This window comes from Phormidesmis priestleyi ULC007, assembly GCF_001895925.1.
GTDB lineage: Bacteria > Cyanobacteriota > Cyanobacteriia > Leptolyngbyales > Leptolyngbyaceae > Phormidesmis_A > Phormidesmis_A priestleyi_A.
Window position 1 is genome coordinate 155,727 of the sequence record NZ_MPPI01000010.1, and the last position, 16,366, is coordinate 172,092.

General features: G+C 47.6%; 18 protein-coding genes. 11 read left to right on the plus strand and 7 right to left on the minus strand.

Annotated features, from left to right (window positions below; all coding sequences use genetic code 11):
• The first annotated feature begins 17 nt into the window (after nt 1-17).
• The 3 genes from BRW63_RS11285 (at nt 18) to BRW63_RS28875 (ending at nt 2,558) form a co-directional block, all read left to right on the plus strand.
• Entirely contained in the window at nt 18-1,814 is a 1,797-nt protein-coding gene (locus tag BRW63_RS11285) for an ABC transporter ATP-binding protein (RefSeq protein WP_073071164.1), read from the plus strand.
• A gap of 32 nt (nt 1,815-1,846) precedes the next feature.
• Nucleotides 1,847-2,065: a type II toxin-antitoxin system HicB family antitoxin gene (locus BRW63_RS11290; protein WP_073071166.1), complete on the plus strand. Its 219-nt coding sequence runs from the start codon at nt 1,847-1,849 to the stop codon at nt 2,063-2,065.
• Between the two features lie 322 nt (nt 2,066-2,387).
• Complete coding sequence (locus BRW63_RS28875) at nt 2,388-2,558, plus strand: DUF433 domain-containing protein (protein WP_223257353.1); 171 nt, start codon at nt 2,388-2,390, stop codon at nt 2,556-2,558.
• 58 nt (nt 2,559-2,616) lie between these two features.
• On the opposite strand, the gene BRW63_RS11300 is transcribed toward BRW63_RS28875, so the two are convergent.
• Together BRW63_RS11300 and BRW63_RS11305 are read right to left on the minus strand one after the other, a co-directional pair.
• A complete protein-coding gene (locus BRW63_RS11300) occupies nt 2,617-2,943 on the minus strand; it encodes a hypothetical protein (RefSeq protein ID WP_073071169.1) in 327 nt (108 codons plus the stop codon).
• Nucleotides 2,944-3,068: 125 nt separating this feature from the next.
• Nucleotides 3,069-4,028: an orange carotenoid-binding protein gene (locus tag BRW63_RS11305; protein WP_073071171.1), complete on the minus strand. Its 960-nt coding sequence runs from the start codon at nt 4,026-4,028 to the stop codon at nt 3,069-3,071.
• Between the two features lie 389 nt (nt 4,029-4,417).
• On the opposite strand from BRW63_RS11305, the gene BRW63_RS11310 reads away from it, so the two are divergent.
• A complete protein-coding gene (locus BRW63_RS11310; RefSeq protein ID WP_223257354.1) occupies nt 4,418-5,782 on the plus strand; it encodes a hypothetical protein in 1,365 nt (454 codons plus the stop codon).
• Between the two features lie 113 nt (nt 5,783-5,895).
• The gene (locus BRW63_RS11315) at nt 5,896-7,761 is read left to right on the plus strand and encodes a polysaccharide deacetylase family protein (RefSeq protein ID WP_073071173.1); all 1,866 of its coding nucleotides are present in this window, start codon (nt 5,896-5,898) and stop codon (nt 7,759-7,761) included.
• Here the strand turns inward: BRW63_RS11315 and BRW63_RS11320 are convergent.
• Nucleotides 7,758-8,939, minus strand: coding sequence for a GNAT family N-acetyltransferase (locus BRW63_RS11320; RefSeq protein WP_073071174.1), 1,182 nt, complete (start codon nt 8,937-8,939; stop codon nt 7,758-7,760). The genes BRW63_RS11315 and BRW63_RS11320 overlap by 4 nt on opposite strands.
• Nucleotides 8,940-9,105: 166 nt before the next feature.
• On the opposite strand from BRW63_RS11320, the gene BRW63_RS11325 reads away from it, so the two are divergent.
• On the plus strand, nt 9,106-9,327 hold the full coding sequence (locus BRW63_RS11325) for a hypothetical protein (RefSeq protein WP_073071176.1): 222 nt from the start codon (nt 9,106-9,108) through the stop codon (nt 9,325-9,327).
• Nucleotides 9,328-9,356: 29 nt separating this feature from the next.
• Here the strand turns inward: BRW63_RS11325 and BRW63_RS28880 are convergent, their stop codons facing one another.
• From BRW63_RS28880 to BRW63_RS11335, 3 genes are read right to left on the minus strand one after another with little or no spacing between them, the layout of a single operon-like run.
• Nucleotides 9,357-9,620: a DUF3368 domain-containing protein gene (locus tag BRW63_RS28880; RefSeq protein ID WP_223257355.1), complete on the minus strand. Its 264-nt coding sequence runs from the start codon at nt 9,618-9,620 to the stop codon at nt 9,357-9,359.
• A 42-nt stretch (nt 9,621-9,662) separates the two neighbouring features.
• On the minus strand, nt 9,663-9,830 hold the full coding sequence (locus tag BRW63_RS28885) for a hypothetical protein (RefSeq protein WP_223257356.1): 168 nt from the start codon (nt 9,828-9,830) through the stop codon (nt 9,663-9,665).
• Complete coding sequence (locus BRW63_RS11335) at nt 9,823-10,077, minus strand: UPF0175 family protein (protein ID WP_073071178.1); 255 nt, start codon at nt 10,075-10,077, stop codon at nt 9,823-9,825. Before BRW63_RS11335 ends, BRW63_RS28885 begins: the two co-directional genes overlap by 8 nt.
• Before the next feature lie 666 nt (nt 10,078-10,743).
• Here BRW63_RS11335 and BRW63_RS11340 point away from each other — a divergent pair.
• Both BRW63_RS11340 and BRW63_RS11350 read left to right on the plus strand, forming a co-directional pair.
• Nucleotides 10,744-11,535 (plus strand): TIGR04255 family protein, encoded by a 792-nt coding sequence (locus BRW63_RS11340; protein ID WP_073071180.1) that lies wholly within the window; start codon nt 10,744-10,746, stop codon nt 11,533-11,535.
• Between the two features lie 381 nt (nt 11,536-11,916).
• A complete protein-coding gene (locus BRW63_RS11350; RefSeq protein WP_073071182.1) occupies nt 11,917-12,510 on the plus strand; it encodes a hypothetical protein in 594 nt (197 codons plus the stop codon).
• 165 nt (nt 12,511-12,675) lie between these two features.
• Here the strand turns inward: BRW63_RS11350 and BRW63_RS11355 are convergent, their stop codons facing one another.
• Nucleotides 12,676-13,362, minus strand: a complete 687-nt coding sequence (locus BRW63_RS11355) for a tetratricopeptide repeat protein (protein ID WP_073071183.1) — start codon at nt 13,360-13,362, stop codon at nt 12,676-12,678.
• Between the two features lie 145 nt (nt 13,363-13,507).
• On the opposite strand from BRW63_RS11355, the gene BRW63_RS11360 reads away from it, so the two are divergent.
• From BRW63_RS11360 to BRW63_RS11370, 3 genes are all read left to right on the plus strand, one after another.
• Nucleotides 13,508-15,301, plus strand: coding sequence for an ABC transporter ATP-binding protein (locus BRW63_RS11360; protein WP_073071185.1), 1,794 nt, complete (start codon nt 13,508-13,510; stop codon nt 15,299-15,301).
• 65 nt (nt 15,302-15,366) lie between these two features.
• Complete coding sequence (locus tag BRW63_RS11365; protein WP_073071238.1) at nt 15,367-15,783, plus strand: ester cyclase; 417 nt, start codon at nt 15,367-15,369, stop codon at nt 15,781-15,783.
• A 31-nt stretch (nt 15,784-15,814) separates the two neighbouring features.
• Entirely contained in the window at nt 15,815-16,303 is a 489-nt protein-coding gene (locus tag BRW63_RS11370) for an FAD-dependent oxidoreductase (RefSeq protein WP_223257357.1), read from the plus strand.
• Nucleotides 16,304-16,366 lie beyond the last annotated feature (63 nt).

The window sequence follows — 16,366 nt, forward strand, 5'->3', positions numbered from 1 at the left end:
CCTAAAACTGCCCCGCTATGAATAATTCACCCAGACCCGAAGATGCGCCTATGGTCTCACTGCGTCGCGTCTTAAAGAGCTTAAAAGACTATCGATTTGCAGCGATCGGCGCTTTCGTGAGTCTGCTGCTGCTGACGGTTGCCAACGCCATCACTCCGCAACTCTTTCGCTGGGGCATTGACCAGGGCATCACTCCAAAAAACCTGTCGATCGCACTGCAAAGTGCAGGCTGGATGGTCGTCGCGGCGATCGCGCGGGGCTTGTTTAACTTTGGGCAGAGTTTTTGGGCAGAAGCCGCGTCGCAAGGCGTTGCCTACCAGTTACGCAATCAGATTTTTAGCAAAATTCAAAATCTCAGCTTTAGCTATCACGACCAGGCGCAAACCTCGCAATTGCTCACCCGCGTCACCAGTGATATCGAACAAATTCGCACCTTTGTGGGCACCAGTTTTATTCAAGTTCTGGGCGCGATCGTGACTTTAGTGACGATCTCTACAATTTTGCTCGTGATGAATTGGCGATTAGCGCTGATTACGCTGACAGTAGTGCCGATCGCGGGCTGGCTGCTGGCACAATTTTTTAGCAAAAACAGCACCTTGTTTGGGCAAGTGCAAGAACAGTTAGGTGACTTAAATGCAGTGCTGCAAGAAAATTTGCAAGGGGTGCGAGTCGTCAAAGCGTTTGTGCGCGAATCGACAGAGCTATCGCGCTACACAATGCTAAACAATGAGCTGGTGACTGCGAACATGAAAACGATTCGCGCCATTCGCGGCACATTTCCAATCATCTTTTTATTGAGTAATTTAATCACGCTGGCAGTCGTCGGATATGGTGGAGCAGAAGTGATTAATCAACGCTTTTCGATCGGAGAGCTAGTCGCGTTTAACTCCTATCTTTTGTTTATTCTTCAGCCAATTTTGCTAATTGGATTTGCGGCACCCGCGATCGCGCAAGCCGCTGCTTCTGCCAAACGAGTCTATGAAGTCGTAGACACTGAAATTGATATTCGCGATCGTCGCGGTGCAATCCCGTTTGAGCAATGTGGCGGCAGAATCACCTTCGAGAATGTCTCATTTCGATATCCGGGTGCGACGATCGAAGCGCTCAAAGAAGTTTCGTTTGAAACCAAGCCCAACGAACTGATTGCCATTCTCGGCATGACAGGTTCTGGCAAAAGCACCATTATGAATCTGATTCCGCGCTTTTATGATGTCAGGTCAGGCTCAGTGCGGATTGATGGGCGAGACGTGCGAGATTTTACGTTAGCCAGTTTACGATCGCGGATTGGCATTGTCTTTCAATCCACGACGTTGTTTAGTGGCACCATTCGCGAAAACATTGCCTATGCGGATTCTGATGCGTCGCTCGATCGGGTGATTGAGGTGGCAAAAACGGCACAAATTCACGACTTTATCAGTGAGTTGCCCGATGGCTATGACACCCTAGTTGGAGAGCGAGGAGTCGGTTTGTCAGGCGGACAAAAGCAGCGGATCGCGATCGCACGAACCTTGTTAACCGATTATCGAATCCTAATTTTAGATGACAGCACTTCGGCGGTCGATGCTCAAACGGCATCTCAGATTCAAGCCGCGCTAGATGATTTGATGCGTCGCAAAACTTGCACTGCTTTTGTGATCGCTCAACGCATTAGCACGGTTCAAAACGCCGATCGCATTTTGTTGATGGATAAAGGGCGATTGGTTGCCCAAGGCACCCACGATGAATTGATGGCAACGAGTCCGCTTTATGGTGCGATTTTAGAATCACAGATGAAGCGATCGTCAGTGCAACTACCAGCTAATCAAAGGAGTTGAAGCAGTAAAGCACACGAGAAAAATAAGGACTCATGAATAAGTACAGTATGGTTGTTCAGTGGTCAAACGAAGATCAGCTTTTCTTGGTTACGATTCCAGAGTTTGCCGATCGTGTCGTGATGCCTTGCACTCATGGCATGACTCGTGAGCAAGCAATTCGTAATGGTGAAGAAGTCATTGAAATATACTTGGAAGCTTGGCAAACGGAAGGTGAACCTATCCCTGAGCCTAGTACACTTCAAACTGCCTAATTGCTGCGGGCGTAGAGCTTAGTTTAATCGCTAGTTTCGCCTATAAACACAATGGACGCGCAGTTAAAAACGTTATTACAAAAAAGCTGAAAACCGCTACTGGTGGTGGCTGTCTTATTGGTTGTGTTTCGGTTTGTTCAAAATGACGCTCGATATACACGCTGAAAAATCTAAAAATGTGACGACTGATTCAGCTTGGGCTTATAGTAGAGACAAAACTAGAACCATCTTGATCTCAAAATGCTGCTTGTCCCTACCGTTGAGACGATTCCACTTGTAGCTGATGCAAAGGGGGTTGTTCGCATTGCTAGAGCGCATCACTTTGGATACAGTTGTTGCAGCTTTTCTTGAAGGGGCAGCAGCAGAAATTGGGGAACATTATCCCTTACTTCAGATTTCCGATATTTATTCGGTAGTTGCCTACTATTTAAGACATCAGACTGAGGTAGCGAAAATGACAGCTTTTGCCTACCAGCGAGTAAAAGCAAACTAGCGATCGCCTCCACACTGCTGCCGAAAAGCGCTGAAAAAAAAGACCGAGTGTCATCAAACTACATCCGTGATAAGGCAGCAACTTTGGACAGCTTGCCTTTATCCAACCCTTCCAATTCGTTCAGATGCAGCCAGCCTTCCTTGACCAACCCAGCAAAGACAAAGAGCAAACCAGCGTATTGGTAGTCGTACTTGCCCTCGATTCCATAGCGTTTAGCACTCAAGAAATCGTGTAACTGCCAGAGATTACTCAGGTCTACGATCGTGCTTGCTTGCTCTCGAACCTGTTTCAGCAAAGCCTCAATCTCTCGCTCATAAGCTTTATCAAAGGCAGTTCGAGCTACCTTCTTCTCAACATCAGTCCACTCAGCTTCACTCACTTGCATGATTCAATCTAAAATTTCGCGGTAGTTAGTTGATTAAGATTGTTCCGTTTGCTCAGAATAAGAGAGCGCTCCTGATTAAGAGAGCGCTCACCGAGATCATCAGCGATCGCTTCGTCCCACGCTTCCTAACGAACTAGATTCAAAAGCTCTTTAGGAGACGCTAACAAGTCAATGGCTACGAAGAAGATTTTGCCTTCGGGGTTGATCAAAAACCGCCAAGCCATATTCATGCCAACGGCTGCGCCAAACCAGGGAGTCTGAACCTTGCCCGTGACTTTCACCTGAGTGTAGCCATCGTCTGCGGGTTCAGCGACACCTCGCTCTGGCAGCAAACTGAGGTTCTGGCATTCTTCTTTGAAGAACCGCATGATCGCATCTTTGCCCACGATCGGTCTCTGGAAGGGAGGCTGCAACGCACCATCTGCCAAAAACAGTTTGATCAGTTCGTCAAAGTCATTGGCATTCAAGTTGTTCATGTAGCTCAACACGGTCGGGTTGTCGAGACCTTGAATGGTGACTTGAGTGCGCTGAGACAGCTCTCTAGGCGCGACAACAGGCTCAGAAACTCTGGTGTAGCCGCCGAGTTTACCAGCATCAAACCCCATGTCTACAACAGAGTTCCGCAGAACCGTGATCTGTTGTCCTTGATCTAGGGTTTTGAGAGTTTCTAAAACAGCATTGGCGTTGGCTGAAAGTTTGTAGCCAACCGGAATCGGCGCGACAACGCCCTGCTCCATCCATTTTCCAAGCTGATCCCAAAATCCTAGCTTGATGTTGGGCGACCAGGTAGCATAAGTACGGCAGAGCGGCGTGTCAGCGTGGTTTGCCAGATCACACATGACTTGAGTCTGCTCATCAAAGGTCATCTTCTTGACTTGGTTCAAAACTCCTTCAGCAAACTGCATACTGGCTGCACCTGGAGCCGCAACCGTGATTGTTTTGCCCATTTCCAAGAAAGCAAACCATGTCCACGCCAGTTGATCTTCGGCGCTGAGTTGGTTAAATCGTGCGGTCAGTGCTGGCACAGCATCAGCCGACAGGGTGCCAGGGAAAATACCACGAGCGGAATCAATAGTAATGGCCATACGAAGGGCTACCTCATTAAGTTTTCAACTGACCAAAGGTGAAGCAAGACATCCTCGGACTACGGTTCTACCTCCAGTCTCAAACTATCATAAAGTGTTACAAAAATTAAACAATCTTTATACTCACCTCAGAAACCTAGTTCTGTCGGGAGAAGTGATGTCTGAGAAAGCTGCTTACAGTAGTTGATTATCTTTCGAGCTAGATACTCGTCTTTAATGTCAGATACATTTCTTGACAAACAGAGGAAAAGGAGTGCTTCAAACGCCTGAGTTATACTGTCCCAACCTAGCCCTAAACTTGATTCAATCCGGTTGAACTACGCGATCGTCTACTAACAAGCCGCAGCCAACTGAGTGCTGGAAATTAAACGCGAAGATTTGATACCAACATGAACGCGCAAAAAACGTTACTACAAAAAACCTGGAAACTCTTGCTGCGGGCAACTAGCCTACTGATCGTTGGAGGAGTTTTTCTCGCGCTTCCTGCCCGATCGCAAACAACCATTCCTCAAGCTACTGCCGCAGCCAGAGCTAAACAGCGCGAACAGCAGGTGAACCAAACGCGCCCCGATCGCTACGATCTCAGCCGCTACCCGGTCAACGACGCTAACGAACGCTATTGGCGCAATTTGCTCTGGTCAACTGCGATCACAGAACCTCAGCTTGCGTCAGTTGATGCGGCGATCGCTCAAATTCTCTCGTTGACTACTCACCGTAACCTCTCCAGCGCTCAAGGACGAACCCTTGAAATGGCAATGCAGGTCGGAACGCAGCTTTATCTCAGCAATCCTGCTCAATATGAGGGTGTCAAGCAGCAGTTTTTACAAACCCTTGAGCGCAGTTCTGATGCAGAGTGGGTTGCCATGGCAGTTTCGGCATTGGTGCAAGGCGGTGCTGATTCCGAGACGCGATCGCAGTGGCGCGATCTCATTCAGCAACGCTTTCCTCAATGGCGCAATCACCCGGCTCTATTCACGACGCTGCAAACGATCGAGAGTCTTGATCGTCCCCGTGTCACACCGCCTTTAAAGGATCTGTTGACCTGGACAATTGCCCCTGGTCAGCTTCAGATGTATGTGATTTGCCGACCCGATCGCGGCGTTCTCTGTCAAACGATTTTAAAAGATCGCCAGGGTGAGTTTGTTCGTCAAAACGGTCAGTTGTGGTCAGTGCCCTTGCTGACGCGATCGCTGCATGGCTTATCCAGCGTCTTCACTCGTGGGCAAACCCCGCAGGGGATCTATCGCTTAGAGGGCAGTGTTCCTCAACCCGATACCGAGTTTTTTAGAGCCTATGGCACCTTTTCGTTAGTCAAGCTGTTCACTCCGTTTGAGCCTGGAGTGAAAGCATTTTTGCCCAATCGTCCGGGTCAAATCAGTGGGTTGTCTGCCTATCAGTCACTGCTGCCTCCTGCTTGGCGTAACGATTTTTCGATGCAGCAGAGCTATTGGGCAGGGAAAGCGGGTCGAGGGCTATTCCGAGTGCATGGAAGTGGGGAAGCGCCAACCTTTTTCACAAATAACAGCCGCTACCCAGACAGTGCGGGTTGGAATCCGACGATCGGCTGTCTTTCTGCTCTAGAACTCTATGATCAAACGGGACGACTTCAGCAAGCCGATATGCCCAAGATCTTGAGTGCCCTAACCGCCGCTGGTGGACAGAATTTTTCGGGCTATTTGATTGTGGTTGAGCTTCCCGATCAGTCCAACACATCAATATCAATACAGGAGATTGAGTCCATGATCAGGAAATAAAGCTCTTTCTCTCAGTCGCTGATTGAGAGATTTAGGGGATGTGATCCATAACACCTTGAGATTGCCGCAAAATCGGTTAGATCTAGCAACAGAGTTGCTGCTAACGTTGATTTATGAAGCTATCCCACTGGACTAAATTTCTCAGTCTGCTGAAACGCGGGTATCTAAAGTCCAGGCTTAACCGCTTCATGCTGATCAGCCTGCCTTTATTTGTTTTGACGCTTTCACTCGTCGTTTCTACCTCAAATGGGATGCTGCCCAAACTATCACTGATTAACCCCGCAGGAGTAGGTCTGCTGGCTGCGAAGAGATTTTCGCCGATTCTCTCCAATTTTGATATTTCTTTGACTCCTTTGTGTCGCCAAGGCAACTCGATCGGATATCAAGCTTCGACCTCTATGGGCAACCCTGCGGCGCTTGGTGGAGCAAATCACTCGGTTCGAGATGCAAACGTGAGCGGTCAATTAGAAGCGATCGCCCCAGCTTGGAAAGATACGACCGCTGCCCCACCGTTCCCTCAAATTCATGGGCGGGCACGATTGGCAAAAGTTCCCGTGGTCATGTATCACGACATCATTGCCGAGAAAAAAGTTTTCTTTGATGTCACGCCCGAAGAGTTTGAGGCAGCGCTGCAATTAATTCAAAAAAATGGCCTCACGCCGATTAGTTTAGATCAGTTAGTCGAACATCTCAAGACCGGAATTCCGTTGCCCAAAAAGCCGATCGTGCTGACCTTTGACGATGGCTATCAAGGACATTATCGATTTGTGTATCCCCTATTAAAGAAGTATGGATATCCCGGTGCGTTTGCCATTTACCCATCTAAAATGGGCACGACAAAAGGGCGATCGAGCATTAGCTGGGCACAACTTCGAGAAATGGCAGCCGATCCATTAGTGACGATCGCGTCTCATAGTCTCACTCATCCTCTCGATTTGAGAGAGTCTACAGACGCGCAGCTTCAGCAGGAATTTGTCGAGTCGAAGCGCATTTTAGAAACAGAACTCAGTCAATCGATTAAGTATTTTGTTTATCCTTCTGGCAAGAATGACGATCGCGTTCAGCAAGGAATTCAGCAAGCTGGATATGAAGCCGCCTGGACGATGAATGATGAAGAAACTCGATTTGCTGAAGATTCAGAGAATTTGTTGACGATCGATCGCATCGGTCAGTCTCAATTAGCAGAGGTAATCGAAAAAGCTGATGGCGGGCCGGCTCTCAGCTTTTTGGGCGATTCATCAAACTTTTATGCGCCCGTTCAACTGACTCGCACGACAGTCAGTAAGGTGCCGTTAATTTTTGCGTCTGGCGGCAAACCGATCACCATTCACGCAGACAAGCGCTATCAAGTTCCTGAAATTATCGCTAAAACGAGGGCGATCGCAGCGGTTGACGGGACTTTTTTCTCGCTCAAATCTCTCGATTCTAATCAAATGATTGGCCCAATTTTCAGTCAAACCACAGGCAAATTCATTCCCGGAAATCCTAAAGAACTGCCTCTGATTCAAGGACGACCCTTGGTGCTGATCAACGCCAGCACGGTGCGGTTTGTTCCCTTTGATCCCAGTCGGCACAACACCCAGGCTGGCATGGAGAGTGACTTACCTGGGCTAACTGATGCTTTTGTTGCGGCGGCTTGGCTGGTCAAAGACGGTCTGCCTCAAGACGCTCAAAGCTTTGGCAAACTGTATGGATTTGATGCGGAGCGCGATCGGGCCTTTTGGGGCATCGACTGGGCAAACCGTCCGGTAGTCGGCGTATCGGGTGATTATGTCAACTCGGTAAAGTTTGGAGAAGTGCTTAGTCGAGCTGGATTGCGAGATGCGATCATGCTCGATTCGGGAGCCAGCGCCTCTCTTGCCTATCAAGGTGAGTCGATGATGAGTTACATACCTCGTCCGGTTCCTCATGTCGTCGCGCTGTTGCCGCCTGAGTCAGGTGCAGACGCTGCTTGCAAAGTGGCATCTAGCCAGAACTAAAAATGATCAGGCATCCAGGGAGGCGATCCTGCAAATAGTTGGGTGGCGATCGTCAAAGCAGAATCGGTTGCTGTTAAGCGATCGCACCCCTGTAACTGACGAGGAGAAAACAACCCAGTGTAAAGCGGTGATAAGCTGCTGACCTCAATCTGCAAGTCTCCTCGCCCTCCATCGGTCACAGTTCCAACGCCATTGGCAACGGTCAGAATTAATTTTCCCCCATTGGCAGGCAGTAACGGGTCTTGAATCTCAAAATGCAATTCTGCTGCGATGCCTGCTGGATATTTGCGGGCTTCAAGAGCTTGCCGAACATTGACAATTCGCAGCATCCAGCGAGTCAGCGATCGAATTTTGACATTGTTTTGCTCTGGCAGAAACAGGGTTAACGTGTCGATCGCAGCGCTTCGCCACTGAATTGTCTCAATTTGAGAACGATGAGCCGCCATAAAAGACCAAAATCGTCTGACCGCAGCAGGCGTTAGCAACACCCAATCTTTCACCACCAGCCGCCAGCGATCGCCTTCACACTGCTGCTGAAAAATGATGTAGCCTTCTGGCTGGGCGGCTGTCCCCAGTCGATAAGCATAAGGAGGAATGTCTTTTCGAGATTCTAACAGCCCTTGCCAAATCGCAGAATTGCGATCGAGAAAGCCGTTAATTTGTTGGGCTTGCTGTTGATAAAGGGCGGCAAATTCAGTCGGGTCAAGCGAGATTGGCTCGATCGGCATTGAATCGTCTCGAAGCTCAATGCTGCTGGTGGCAATCTTCCAGGTGCAAAGGGTTCCGGCTTGTTCATACCCGGCTTTGCGGTAGAGAGGTTGAGCCGCCGAATACAAAACTGAAAGCGGCCTTCCTTGAGCGTGAAGTTCTTGCAGCATGTTTTGCATCAGGGCGATTGCTGCCCCTTTGCCTCGATAGTCGGGCGCAATTCCCACTGCTGCAATGCCAACCATTGGCACACACGCCGCACCGTACCACTGCCCCATTTGCAGCAGCCCCAACCCGCCAATCACTCGCCCGCGATCGTAGAGAATCCGAACGTTCTCGCTCCCGATTCGGTTGAGGTAAACCGATTCATCATTGGGCGGACTGTTAAAGCATTGTGCCAAAACCTGTCCGAACTGCTGCACTTCGGTATAATCTGCTGGAATGCGATACTCAAATTGACCCGAAGACATTAAGACTCCTCATTCTGATTGCTGGACGATCGTAAGTCAGAATCTCTCAAATGTAAGCTGCCCAGGCTGAGAAAAACGCTGTCTAGCTACATAAAAACGAAATAACGAGCAGTTAATTCAAAATGCTATTCTAATGAAAAGAAATTGCTAAAACACACTAAAATATATGACTAATTTATTGACAGAAGCTTTCAGAAAAGCACGGGATTTACCGGATTATTTGCAAGATGAACTTGCTGAACAATTAATCGAAGATGTTGAAAATGAAATAAAATGGCAGCAACTATTATCCCGACCGCAGAGTATGAAGTTAGACGAGCTTGCAGAAAAAGCTCTCAGTGATTCCATGAATGGTAAGACTAGGGAAATAGGTTTTGATGAACTATGAAGTCAGCAATCCACTGTACCAGTAACGTTCTACTGCGTCAGAATTTGAGTCAATAATTCTGGTGCAATCCGAAATCCAGCTTTGTTTATCAAGTCGTCAATAACAAGCTGTAATGATTCGATCTCACCTAGCTGTTTAGCCCGAAGCAAAATTCCTAAAACTCCCGTTACTTTCAATCCCAGAGACTTGGCAACTTTTCTGCCTTCACGCTCATCCAGAAGCGTCCAATCTGCCTTAAGCTCAATGGCAAGGGCGATCGCTTCAGCTTCTCCTCGATCCAGTGTCTGCTTCAAAAGTTGAGCAAGGGGTTCGTTACTTACCTCTTGACCCTGAATCTAACCCGATGAAATTGCGTCACGAATTGCTTGAGAACCCGATCGCTCTTCACTAACTTTCAACTCATCTAACACAGCATTTGGAACCAGAATTTCACCAAACTGCTGATGCAAGAGGATAAGCTGATTCACGATCGCCAGATTGAGAATTGGCGAAGTGTTACTCACTACGGGCATAGCTTAAATCATCATCTAATTCTGTAAAACCGTAATGCCGTACTACTCCACGAAGAGCCAGCAGTTGCCCAAACTCGTATTTATCCATCTCAGCTAATTCTCGTGCTTTACCAAAGGAGAGAATGTCTTGTGTATAGAGCGCAATGGCTAATTCTCGACGTAATTCCTGCTCAATACGCGGTTCTGGTAAGCGAAGAGCTTGCACAATAGAGTCAGAAATTGAGATCTGTAGTCCCATTTTCCTTAAGGTCAAAACGATTTGTCTGATATTATCATGGTACACCTGACGACTTCAGTTGTTAGCTTGGCACAGTCTAGCAACTCAAATGCAGCAGACGGTTGAAAGCCTCTGGTGCTGAGTTTAAGGTTATCTACCACCGCTGATTTGAGCCGTTAGGTGTTGCTAAGTGGATTCCGAAAAACTTCTCATTCTGAATTTTGCTTGACGATCGTAGGTTAAAAGACTAGCTTAGATGCAAACTGCTCAGGCTGAAGGAAAACACTGTCTAGCTACTGCAATGCTCAGGGCGATCGCATCGAAAATTGAGTGTAGCAATCAAAGCACGGGCAATGCTAGGGTAAATAACTCTGGTGCAGGGAACCTGTGGGCTGCCAAGTCGAACTCAATCTGAGGATATGCGGACAGTTTTCTTGCCGATCCACCTGATCCAGGATGATGGGCAAAATCTTTCTCTCTGAAAAGAAGTTGTGCCGCTTAAGCTGTTGGTTGGGGCAATGACCTGGAGGCTATCGGTAAGACGGGTCTCTAAAGGTATTGGCGGGGCTGTTGTCGTTAGATTAGATCACGTCTCAGTAAAAAGTTATTGAAACTTCTGGTAGAGAGGTAGCTCAGTAATTTATCCTAGAGCTATAGTGGTAGCCCTAGGATAAAAAGTAGATTTTGATGAATTTGCCAGAGTTTGAGCGTGTAATTTACAAGCGCAACCCTCTTATAGAGGTTGTCTGTCAATTTCGCTTTCCGCCCATACTCAAGATCTCTCATCAAGAGCCAGTTGAGTTTCAGGATGAGATTAGGTTTCACTACCCACTTTTTGAGACGACCAGAGCGCAAGTTCCATCAGAAATCTCAAAGATTGTTCAACAATTCGGCTTGCCGCTGCAAAATGACGTTGCCTATAGCTTTAAGTCAGAAGATCAAAGATGGAATCTATCTATTACTAAAGATTTTATTGCTCTAACTACTTCTTCATATGAGCGATACGAGCAATTTAAGCAACGTCTTGAAGAAGCTTTAACGATTTTTGAACGTATATATAAGCCGTCTTTTTATACAAGGGTGGGTCTACGGTATCAGGACTTAATTGTTCGTTCAAAACTTGGAATCGAGGATAAGAGCTGGTCAGAGTTAATTGCTAAACATATTGCTTCAGAGCTGTATGATCCAGAACTTTCTTCTTCAATTCAGACAGTAGTAAAAAACCTAATTTTAAAGACAGAAAATGGACAAATTAATTTAACTCATGGACTTGTTGCTGTGAAAGAGTTACAGGAAACCAGTGATGAGATTGCCTACTTATTTGATGCTGATTTTTACACAGAACAAAAAATAGAGGGAAATGGAGATGTCTGGAACGTACTCAATCAGTTCAACCAATCTGCCGGAAGGCTCTTTAGGTGGAGCATTACAGATGCTCTCCATAACGCCATGCAACCCCAATCAGTTGACTCAGTATAAGCATAGCCAGACTTCATCCGGCGTTGCCCTCAACAACACAGTTTTTGATAGAGAAAGTGGAAAACCTATCACAATTCAATATCCTTCTTTTGATTTAATAATGTCTGATGCGTCTTTATCCTTTAGAACTGATGCGTATCGTTTGTCGTCGGGCAGGTTGGTATTGTTGCTGAAATGCTTGCTTATTATTCAAGACCTCCCAGAAGCTGCCTTAGAAGAAGCTTGTGAGGAGTTAGGGGGAATTTCTCGCTTCCATAAGAATCGTCTGCCTCAAGCCAGTATACCTACGATTCCTGCAAGTAGTATCCGAGGTAAGTTGAGAGCCACACAAGTTAGACCACCCATTGTTTTGGAACCTTAGATTGTTTTGTAAGTTATTGCATGGAAGAACGGGCTATCTACCAACTATCACATAAAAGTTCCTCGCTAAGGCAAGGGGAAATCTTGACAGGTGTAATTCAATACAAGCCTGTTGTTAGTGAGCTATTACAGAAAGAGCAAGAGTTATCTTTTGATGCTGTTCTTCACCCTTACGCAATTGTAGTCACTCAAGATTGTGATCTTGATTGGGACTACAGAGCTAGGCAAACTGCAAGTAGTCAGCCATCGAAACTCTTAAACTCAGTCATTTTGTGTGAAATTGCAACTGCAAGAGAAATCAGAGATACAGCAGATGATATGAATAGTGCAGCGTGGAAGCTAGTAGTCTCTCATCGTCATGAAAGGTTCTACTTCTTTGAGAAAATTCTTGCTGAATGTGAGATAGAGCAGGAAGGTTTGCCTGAACTCACTGCTGATTTCAAAAAAGTTTTCGGTATAGATGCGGCGACTCTATACCGTCAAATTGAACTCGGTGTAGTTACACGAAGAACAGTTTTAGCTAGTCCTTACCTGGAACATTTTTCCAGGCGATACCATAGCTTTCATAGCAGAGTTGCCCTGCCCTTCCAGTATGAAAGTGAGCGCGAAGGGTAAAAGTACCTCTGTGCTACGCGGTAAAACGACTTGTTGGAGCCGACCCTTGAGAGGTTATCTGTTGAGATATTCTAAGTTATTTACGACGGGTGAGTTTGGTCGTTGGCTCGTCAACCCTGAAGGTTTAAACTAAGTTTAAACTAAGTTTTAGATACGATCGCCCCACTACAACGCTTCAAGAACTTGCCCAGACACTTTAATTTGACTCGAACTGAATCCCGCTTCGTCCAGATTATCTAAAAAAGCCCGATCGTGATATCTACCATCCTGCGCGATCGCCTGCTGATAAGCCTGTTTAGCCAGCGATTGTTCTTTGTTGTTCCAGTATGCGATCGCCAGTGCCACCCAAGGATGAGGATTATTCGGCTCTAGTTTCGCTGCCCATTTTGCAGACGCGATCGCCGAATCGTAGGCAGCTAATCGCCAAAACGCCAAACTGAGATTGTAGTGAGCGATCTCATTCTCTGGCGCAAGTAGGGTTGCCCAAGTGTGTACCATTACTGCGTCTGTCAAGCGATCGCTCACCAGATAGACGATTCCCAAGGCGTTAGAAGTCTCGACTTCAAAGGGGTTGAGTGAAATCGCCTGTTCTAGAGTTTCTGCCGCCAATCGGTCTTGCTTTGCTAAATGCAGCGTCCATCCTAAACTCACGCGACCTTTGGTATTGTTTGGCTCAAGCTCAACCGCTTTTTGAAATGCGGCGATCGCTTCCTCAAATCGCCCTTGATCTCGATATTGAATGCCGCGCTCACGATATTGAACCGAGGTGAACGCCAGCAGAGGTTTGGCGTTTAGAAAACTGCTAGCCAACAGGATCACGATTAAGAAGTCTCGAATTTGAGGGACGCGCATGGACTTTGCTTGAGCAACGACATCAAGATTTTACAACCTGGGTCGTTAACCAGCGTTGAGCATCTGATCGCTGCACTAGAAAGCATCTTTTCTGGCATGATCACAATTATCCTTAGAGAAACAAACGCCCGATCGAGGAGAATATATGCGAGGTTCTATTGCCGCACCTACCGAAAAAGCACATCGACCGCGCTCAACGCTGAAACGCTTTTTGCAATATTTGGAACCCTATCGCAAAGAGATTCCGATCGCTCTGGGGCTAGTCTCGATCGGGGCAGCCACCCAAGCGATCGGGCCCTTTTTAATCGGTTGGTCGATCGACCATTTAATCATTCAAGGCAACCTGAGCGGACTTCTGCAAATGCTGGGCGTTTTGGCACTGATCTACCTGCTGGGCGTACAGGCAATTCGAGGTCAGATTTTGCGCGTTGGTTGGATTATGCAGCGATTGCTGGCTCAACTGCGGCAAGATATCTTTGTCAAAATTCAAAGTTTGCCATTGAGCTTCTTCGATCAGAGTGAAGCCGGAGATTTGATGAGCCGTTTGCTCAATGATGTCAGTACCGTTAATCAAGCATTTGGGCAAACGATCGCTCAGATGTTAGGTAACTTGTTTAGCATAGTTGGTATTGTCATTGCAATGTTGTTTATTAATCTGCAATTGGGACTGTTAAGCAATTTAGTTGTTCCGTTGATGATTTTTACAACTGGACTATTTGCACGATGGGCGAGAAAGCGATTTCGAGTGACGCGACAAACGATCGGAGATTTGTCTACTAAGCTAGAAGAAGATATTGGCAGTGTCCGAGAGGCTCAGGCATTTAATCGCGTTTCTCTCAACATTGAAGAATTTGAACATCTCAACGCTGCCAATCGCGATGCAAATATTCAAGCAGTTGCAATCACCGCAGCATTTCTACCTTCGATCGATTTTCTAAACACGCTAGCAACTGCGGGTGTGTTAGCTTATGGAGGCTATCTTGCCGTTACCGGAGCCGCTACAGTCGGGGTTGTGACAGCATTTTTGCTCTACGTCCAGCAGTTTTTTCGACCCATTCAGATTCTGAGCCAGTTCTATACCCAAGCACAGTCTGCGTTTGCCGGGTTAGAGCGGATTTTCTTACTCCTCGATGAGCCATCGCAACTTCAAGACGCGATCGACGCGATCGAGATGCCACCGATGCGGGGAGAAGTCACCTTTGAGTCTGTAACCTTTGGATACACAGCTAATCAGCGCGTCTTAAATAGCGTTTCTCTTCACGCAAAGCCAGGGCAGATGATCGCTCTCGTCGGGCCCACCGGAGCCGGAAAAAGCACGATCATTAACCTGATTTTGCGCTTTTATGATGTGACTGGCGGAGCCGTTAAAATTGATGGGATAGACATCCGCAAGGTGACTCAAGCCAGTTTGCGCCGTCAGATTGGCATCGTTTTGCAAGACACCGTTTTATTTAGTGGCAGTGTTGCCGAAAACATTGCGTTTGGCAATCCTCAAGCCACTCATGTTGAAATTGAAGCAGCGGCTCAGGTGGCAAACGTCCACGAGTTTATTACCACCCTTCCTCAAGGTTATGCAACGCTTTTGGGTGAACGAGGCGCGACTCTCAGCCAGGGTCAGCGGCAACTGATTAGCATCGCGCGCGCCGTGTTGATTAATCCCCGGATTCTGATTCTTGACGAAGCGACCAGCAGCATTGACACGCGCACAGAAGCCTTAGTGCAATCTGCGATCGCTCGACTCCTAAAAGGGCGCACCAGTTTTGTGATTGCTCACCGTCTCAGCACGGTGACTCAAGCCGATCAGGTGTTGGTGATTCAGCAAGGCGCGATCGTAGAACATGGCACTCACGCTGAACTCATTGCCCAACAAGGAGTCTACGCGAATCTCTATGCGCTTCAGTTGGGGCAGCGATCGGATGCCGCCGCAATTACTTCTTAAGAAGGATGAACATCGATGCCAATCTCAATAGCATTCGCTTTGGCAAGCATTCCAGGAAATTAACCATGTCAACCGAAGCAGAAAATAAAGCCGTCGTGCGCCGATTTTATGAAGAAGTGTTTAATCAAAAACGTGAAGAAGTCATTGACGAAATAGTGTCTCCTGATTATGTAGATTATGGTCACAATCCGCCAGGGCGAGGACGCGAAGGGGCAAAGCAAGACTTTCGGGGGGCGGGTGCCGTGTTTAGCGATACTCACTTTACGATCGACGATCTGATTGCCACTGGCGATCAAGTGATTGCCCGATGGACAGGAACCCTGACCCACACGGGCGAGTTTGCGGGCGTTCCGGCAACAAACAAGTCACTCAAGCTAGAGGGCATCAGCATTTATCGCGTTGCCAATGGGCAGATTTTAGAAACTCGCAATGGGGTGAACTGGATGCCATTGCTGCAAGGATTAGGAGCGATCGCAGGCTAGAAGATTGGGGGCGATCGTTAGGCAACCGTTTTTGAATCCACTCCATTCTTCTCAGGAGGTCACGCGCCGCATGGAGACCGCAGATTTAATGGTGATCGGCAGTGGTCAGGGCGGCACTCCGCTTGCCAGCGATTATGCAACCGCAGAGCGTAAGGTCGTGATCTTTGAGCGTGATGTTTTGGGCGGAAGCTGCATCAACTATGGCTGCACGCCCTCTAAGGCATTTTTGGCGGCGGCTCATGCAGCAGGCCGAGCGCGACAGGCAGAGAAGCTAGGAATTCAGGCTGAAATTAGTGTGGATTTTTTGACCGTGATGCAGCGAGTTCGCGGCATTCGAGACAGCTTTCATCAAGGCGTTAAAACTCGTTTAGAGTCGGCGGGTGTGACGATCGTCGGTGCCGAGGCATCGTTTACCGCTCTACGAACGCTCAGGGGTGGTGATCGAGAGGTGCAAGCCCGATCGTGGTCATCAACACAGGCACGTCTGCGCTCATTCCTGATATTCCCAAGATTTACTTAATCCGTAATTTCCCTTACACTAATGGTCAGGGTTCCTGTTGAGTTGCTTTTTAGACACATTTTG

What these genes read in the sequence shown, in the direction of transcription:
- BRW63_RS11285 (WP_073071164.1), top strand. Translation starts at nt 18, where the DNA reads ATGAATAATTCACCCAGACCCGAAGATGCGCCTATGGTCTCACTGCGT.
- BRW63_RS11290 (WP_073071166.1), top strand. Translation starts at nt 1,847, where the DNA reads ATGAATAAGTACAGTATGGTTGTTCAGTGGTCAAACGAAGATCAGCTT.
- BRW63_RS11300 (WP_073071169.1), bottom strand. Translation starts at nt 2,943, where the DNA reads ATGCAAGTGAGTGAAGCTGAGTGGACTGATGTTGAGAAGAAGGTAGCT.
- BRW63_RS11305 (WP_073071171.1), bottom strand. Translation starts at nt 4,028, where the DNA reads ATGGCCATTACTATTGATTCCGCTCGTGGTATTTTCCCTGGCACCCTG.
- BRW63_RS11310 (WP_223257354.1), top strand. Translation starts at nt 4,418, where the DNA reads ATGAACGCGCAAAAAACGTTACTACAAAAAACCTGGAAACTCTTGCTG.
- BRW63_RS11315 (WP_073071173.1), top strand. Translation starts at nt 5,896, where the DNA reads ATGAAGCTATCCCACTGGACTAAATTTCTCAGTCTGCTGAAACGCGGG.
- BRW63_RS11320 (WP_073071174.1), bottom strand. Translation starts at nt 8,939, where the DNA reads ATGTCTTCGGGTCAATTTGAGTATCGCATTCCAGCAGATTATACCGAA.
- BRW63_RS11325 (WP_073071176.1), top strand. Translation starts at nt 9,106, where the DNA reads ATGACTAATTTATTGACAGAAGCTTTCAGAAAAGCACGGGATTTACCG.
- BRW63_RS11335 (WP_073071178.1), bottom strand. Translation starts at nt 10,077, where the DNA reads ATGGGACTACAGATCTCAATTTCTGACTCTATTGTGCAAGCTCTTCGC.
- BRW63_RS11340 (WP_073071180.1), top strand. Translation starts at nt 10,744, where the DNA reads ATGAATTTGCCAGAGTTTGAGCGTGTAATTTACAAGCGCAACCCTCTT.
- BRW63_RS11350 (WP_073071182.1), top strand. Translation starts at nt 11,917, where the DNA reads ATGGAAGAACGGGCTATCTACCAACTATCACATAAAAGTTCCTCGCTA.
- BRW63_RS11355 (WP_073071183.1), bottom strand. Translation starts at nt 13,362, where the DNA reads ATGCGCGTCCCTCAAATTCGAGACTTCTTAATCGTGATCCTGTTGGCT.
- BRW63_RS11360 (WP_073071185.1), top strand. Translation starts at nt 13,508, where the DNA reads ATGCGAGGTTCTATTGCCGCACCTACCGAAAAAGCACATCGACCGCGC.
- BRW63_RS11365 (WP_073071238.1), top strand. Translation starts at nt 15,367, where the DNA reads ATGTCAACCGAAGCAGAAAATAAAGCCGTCGTGCGCCGATTTTATGAA.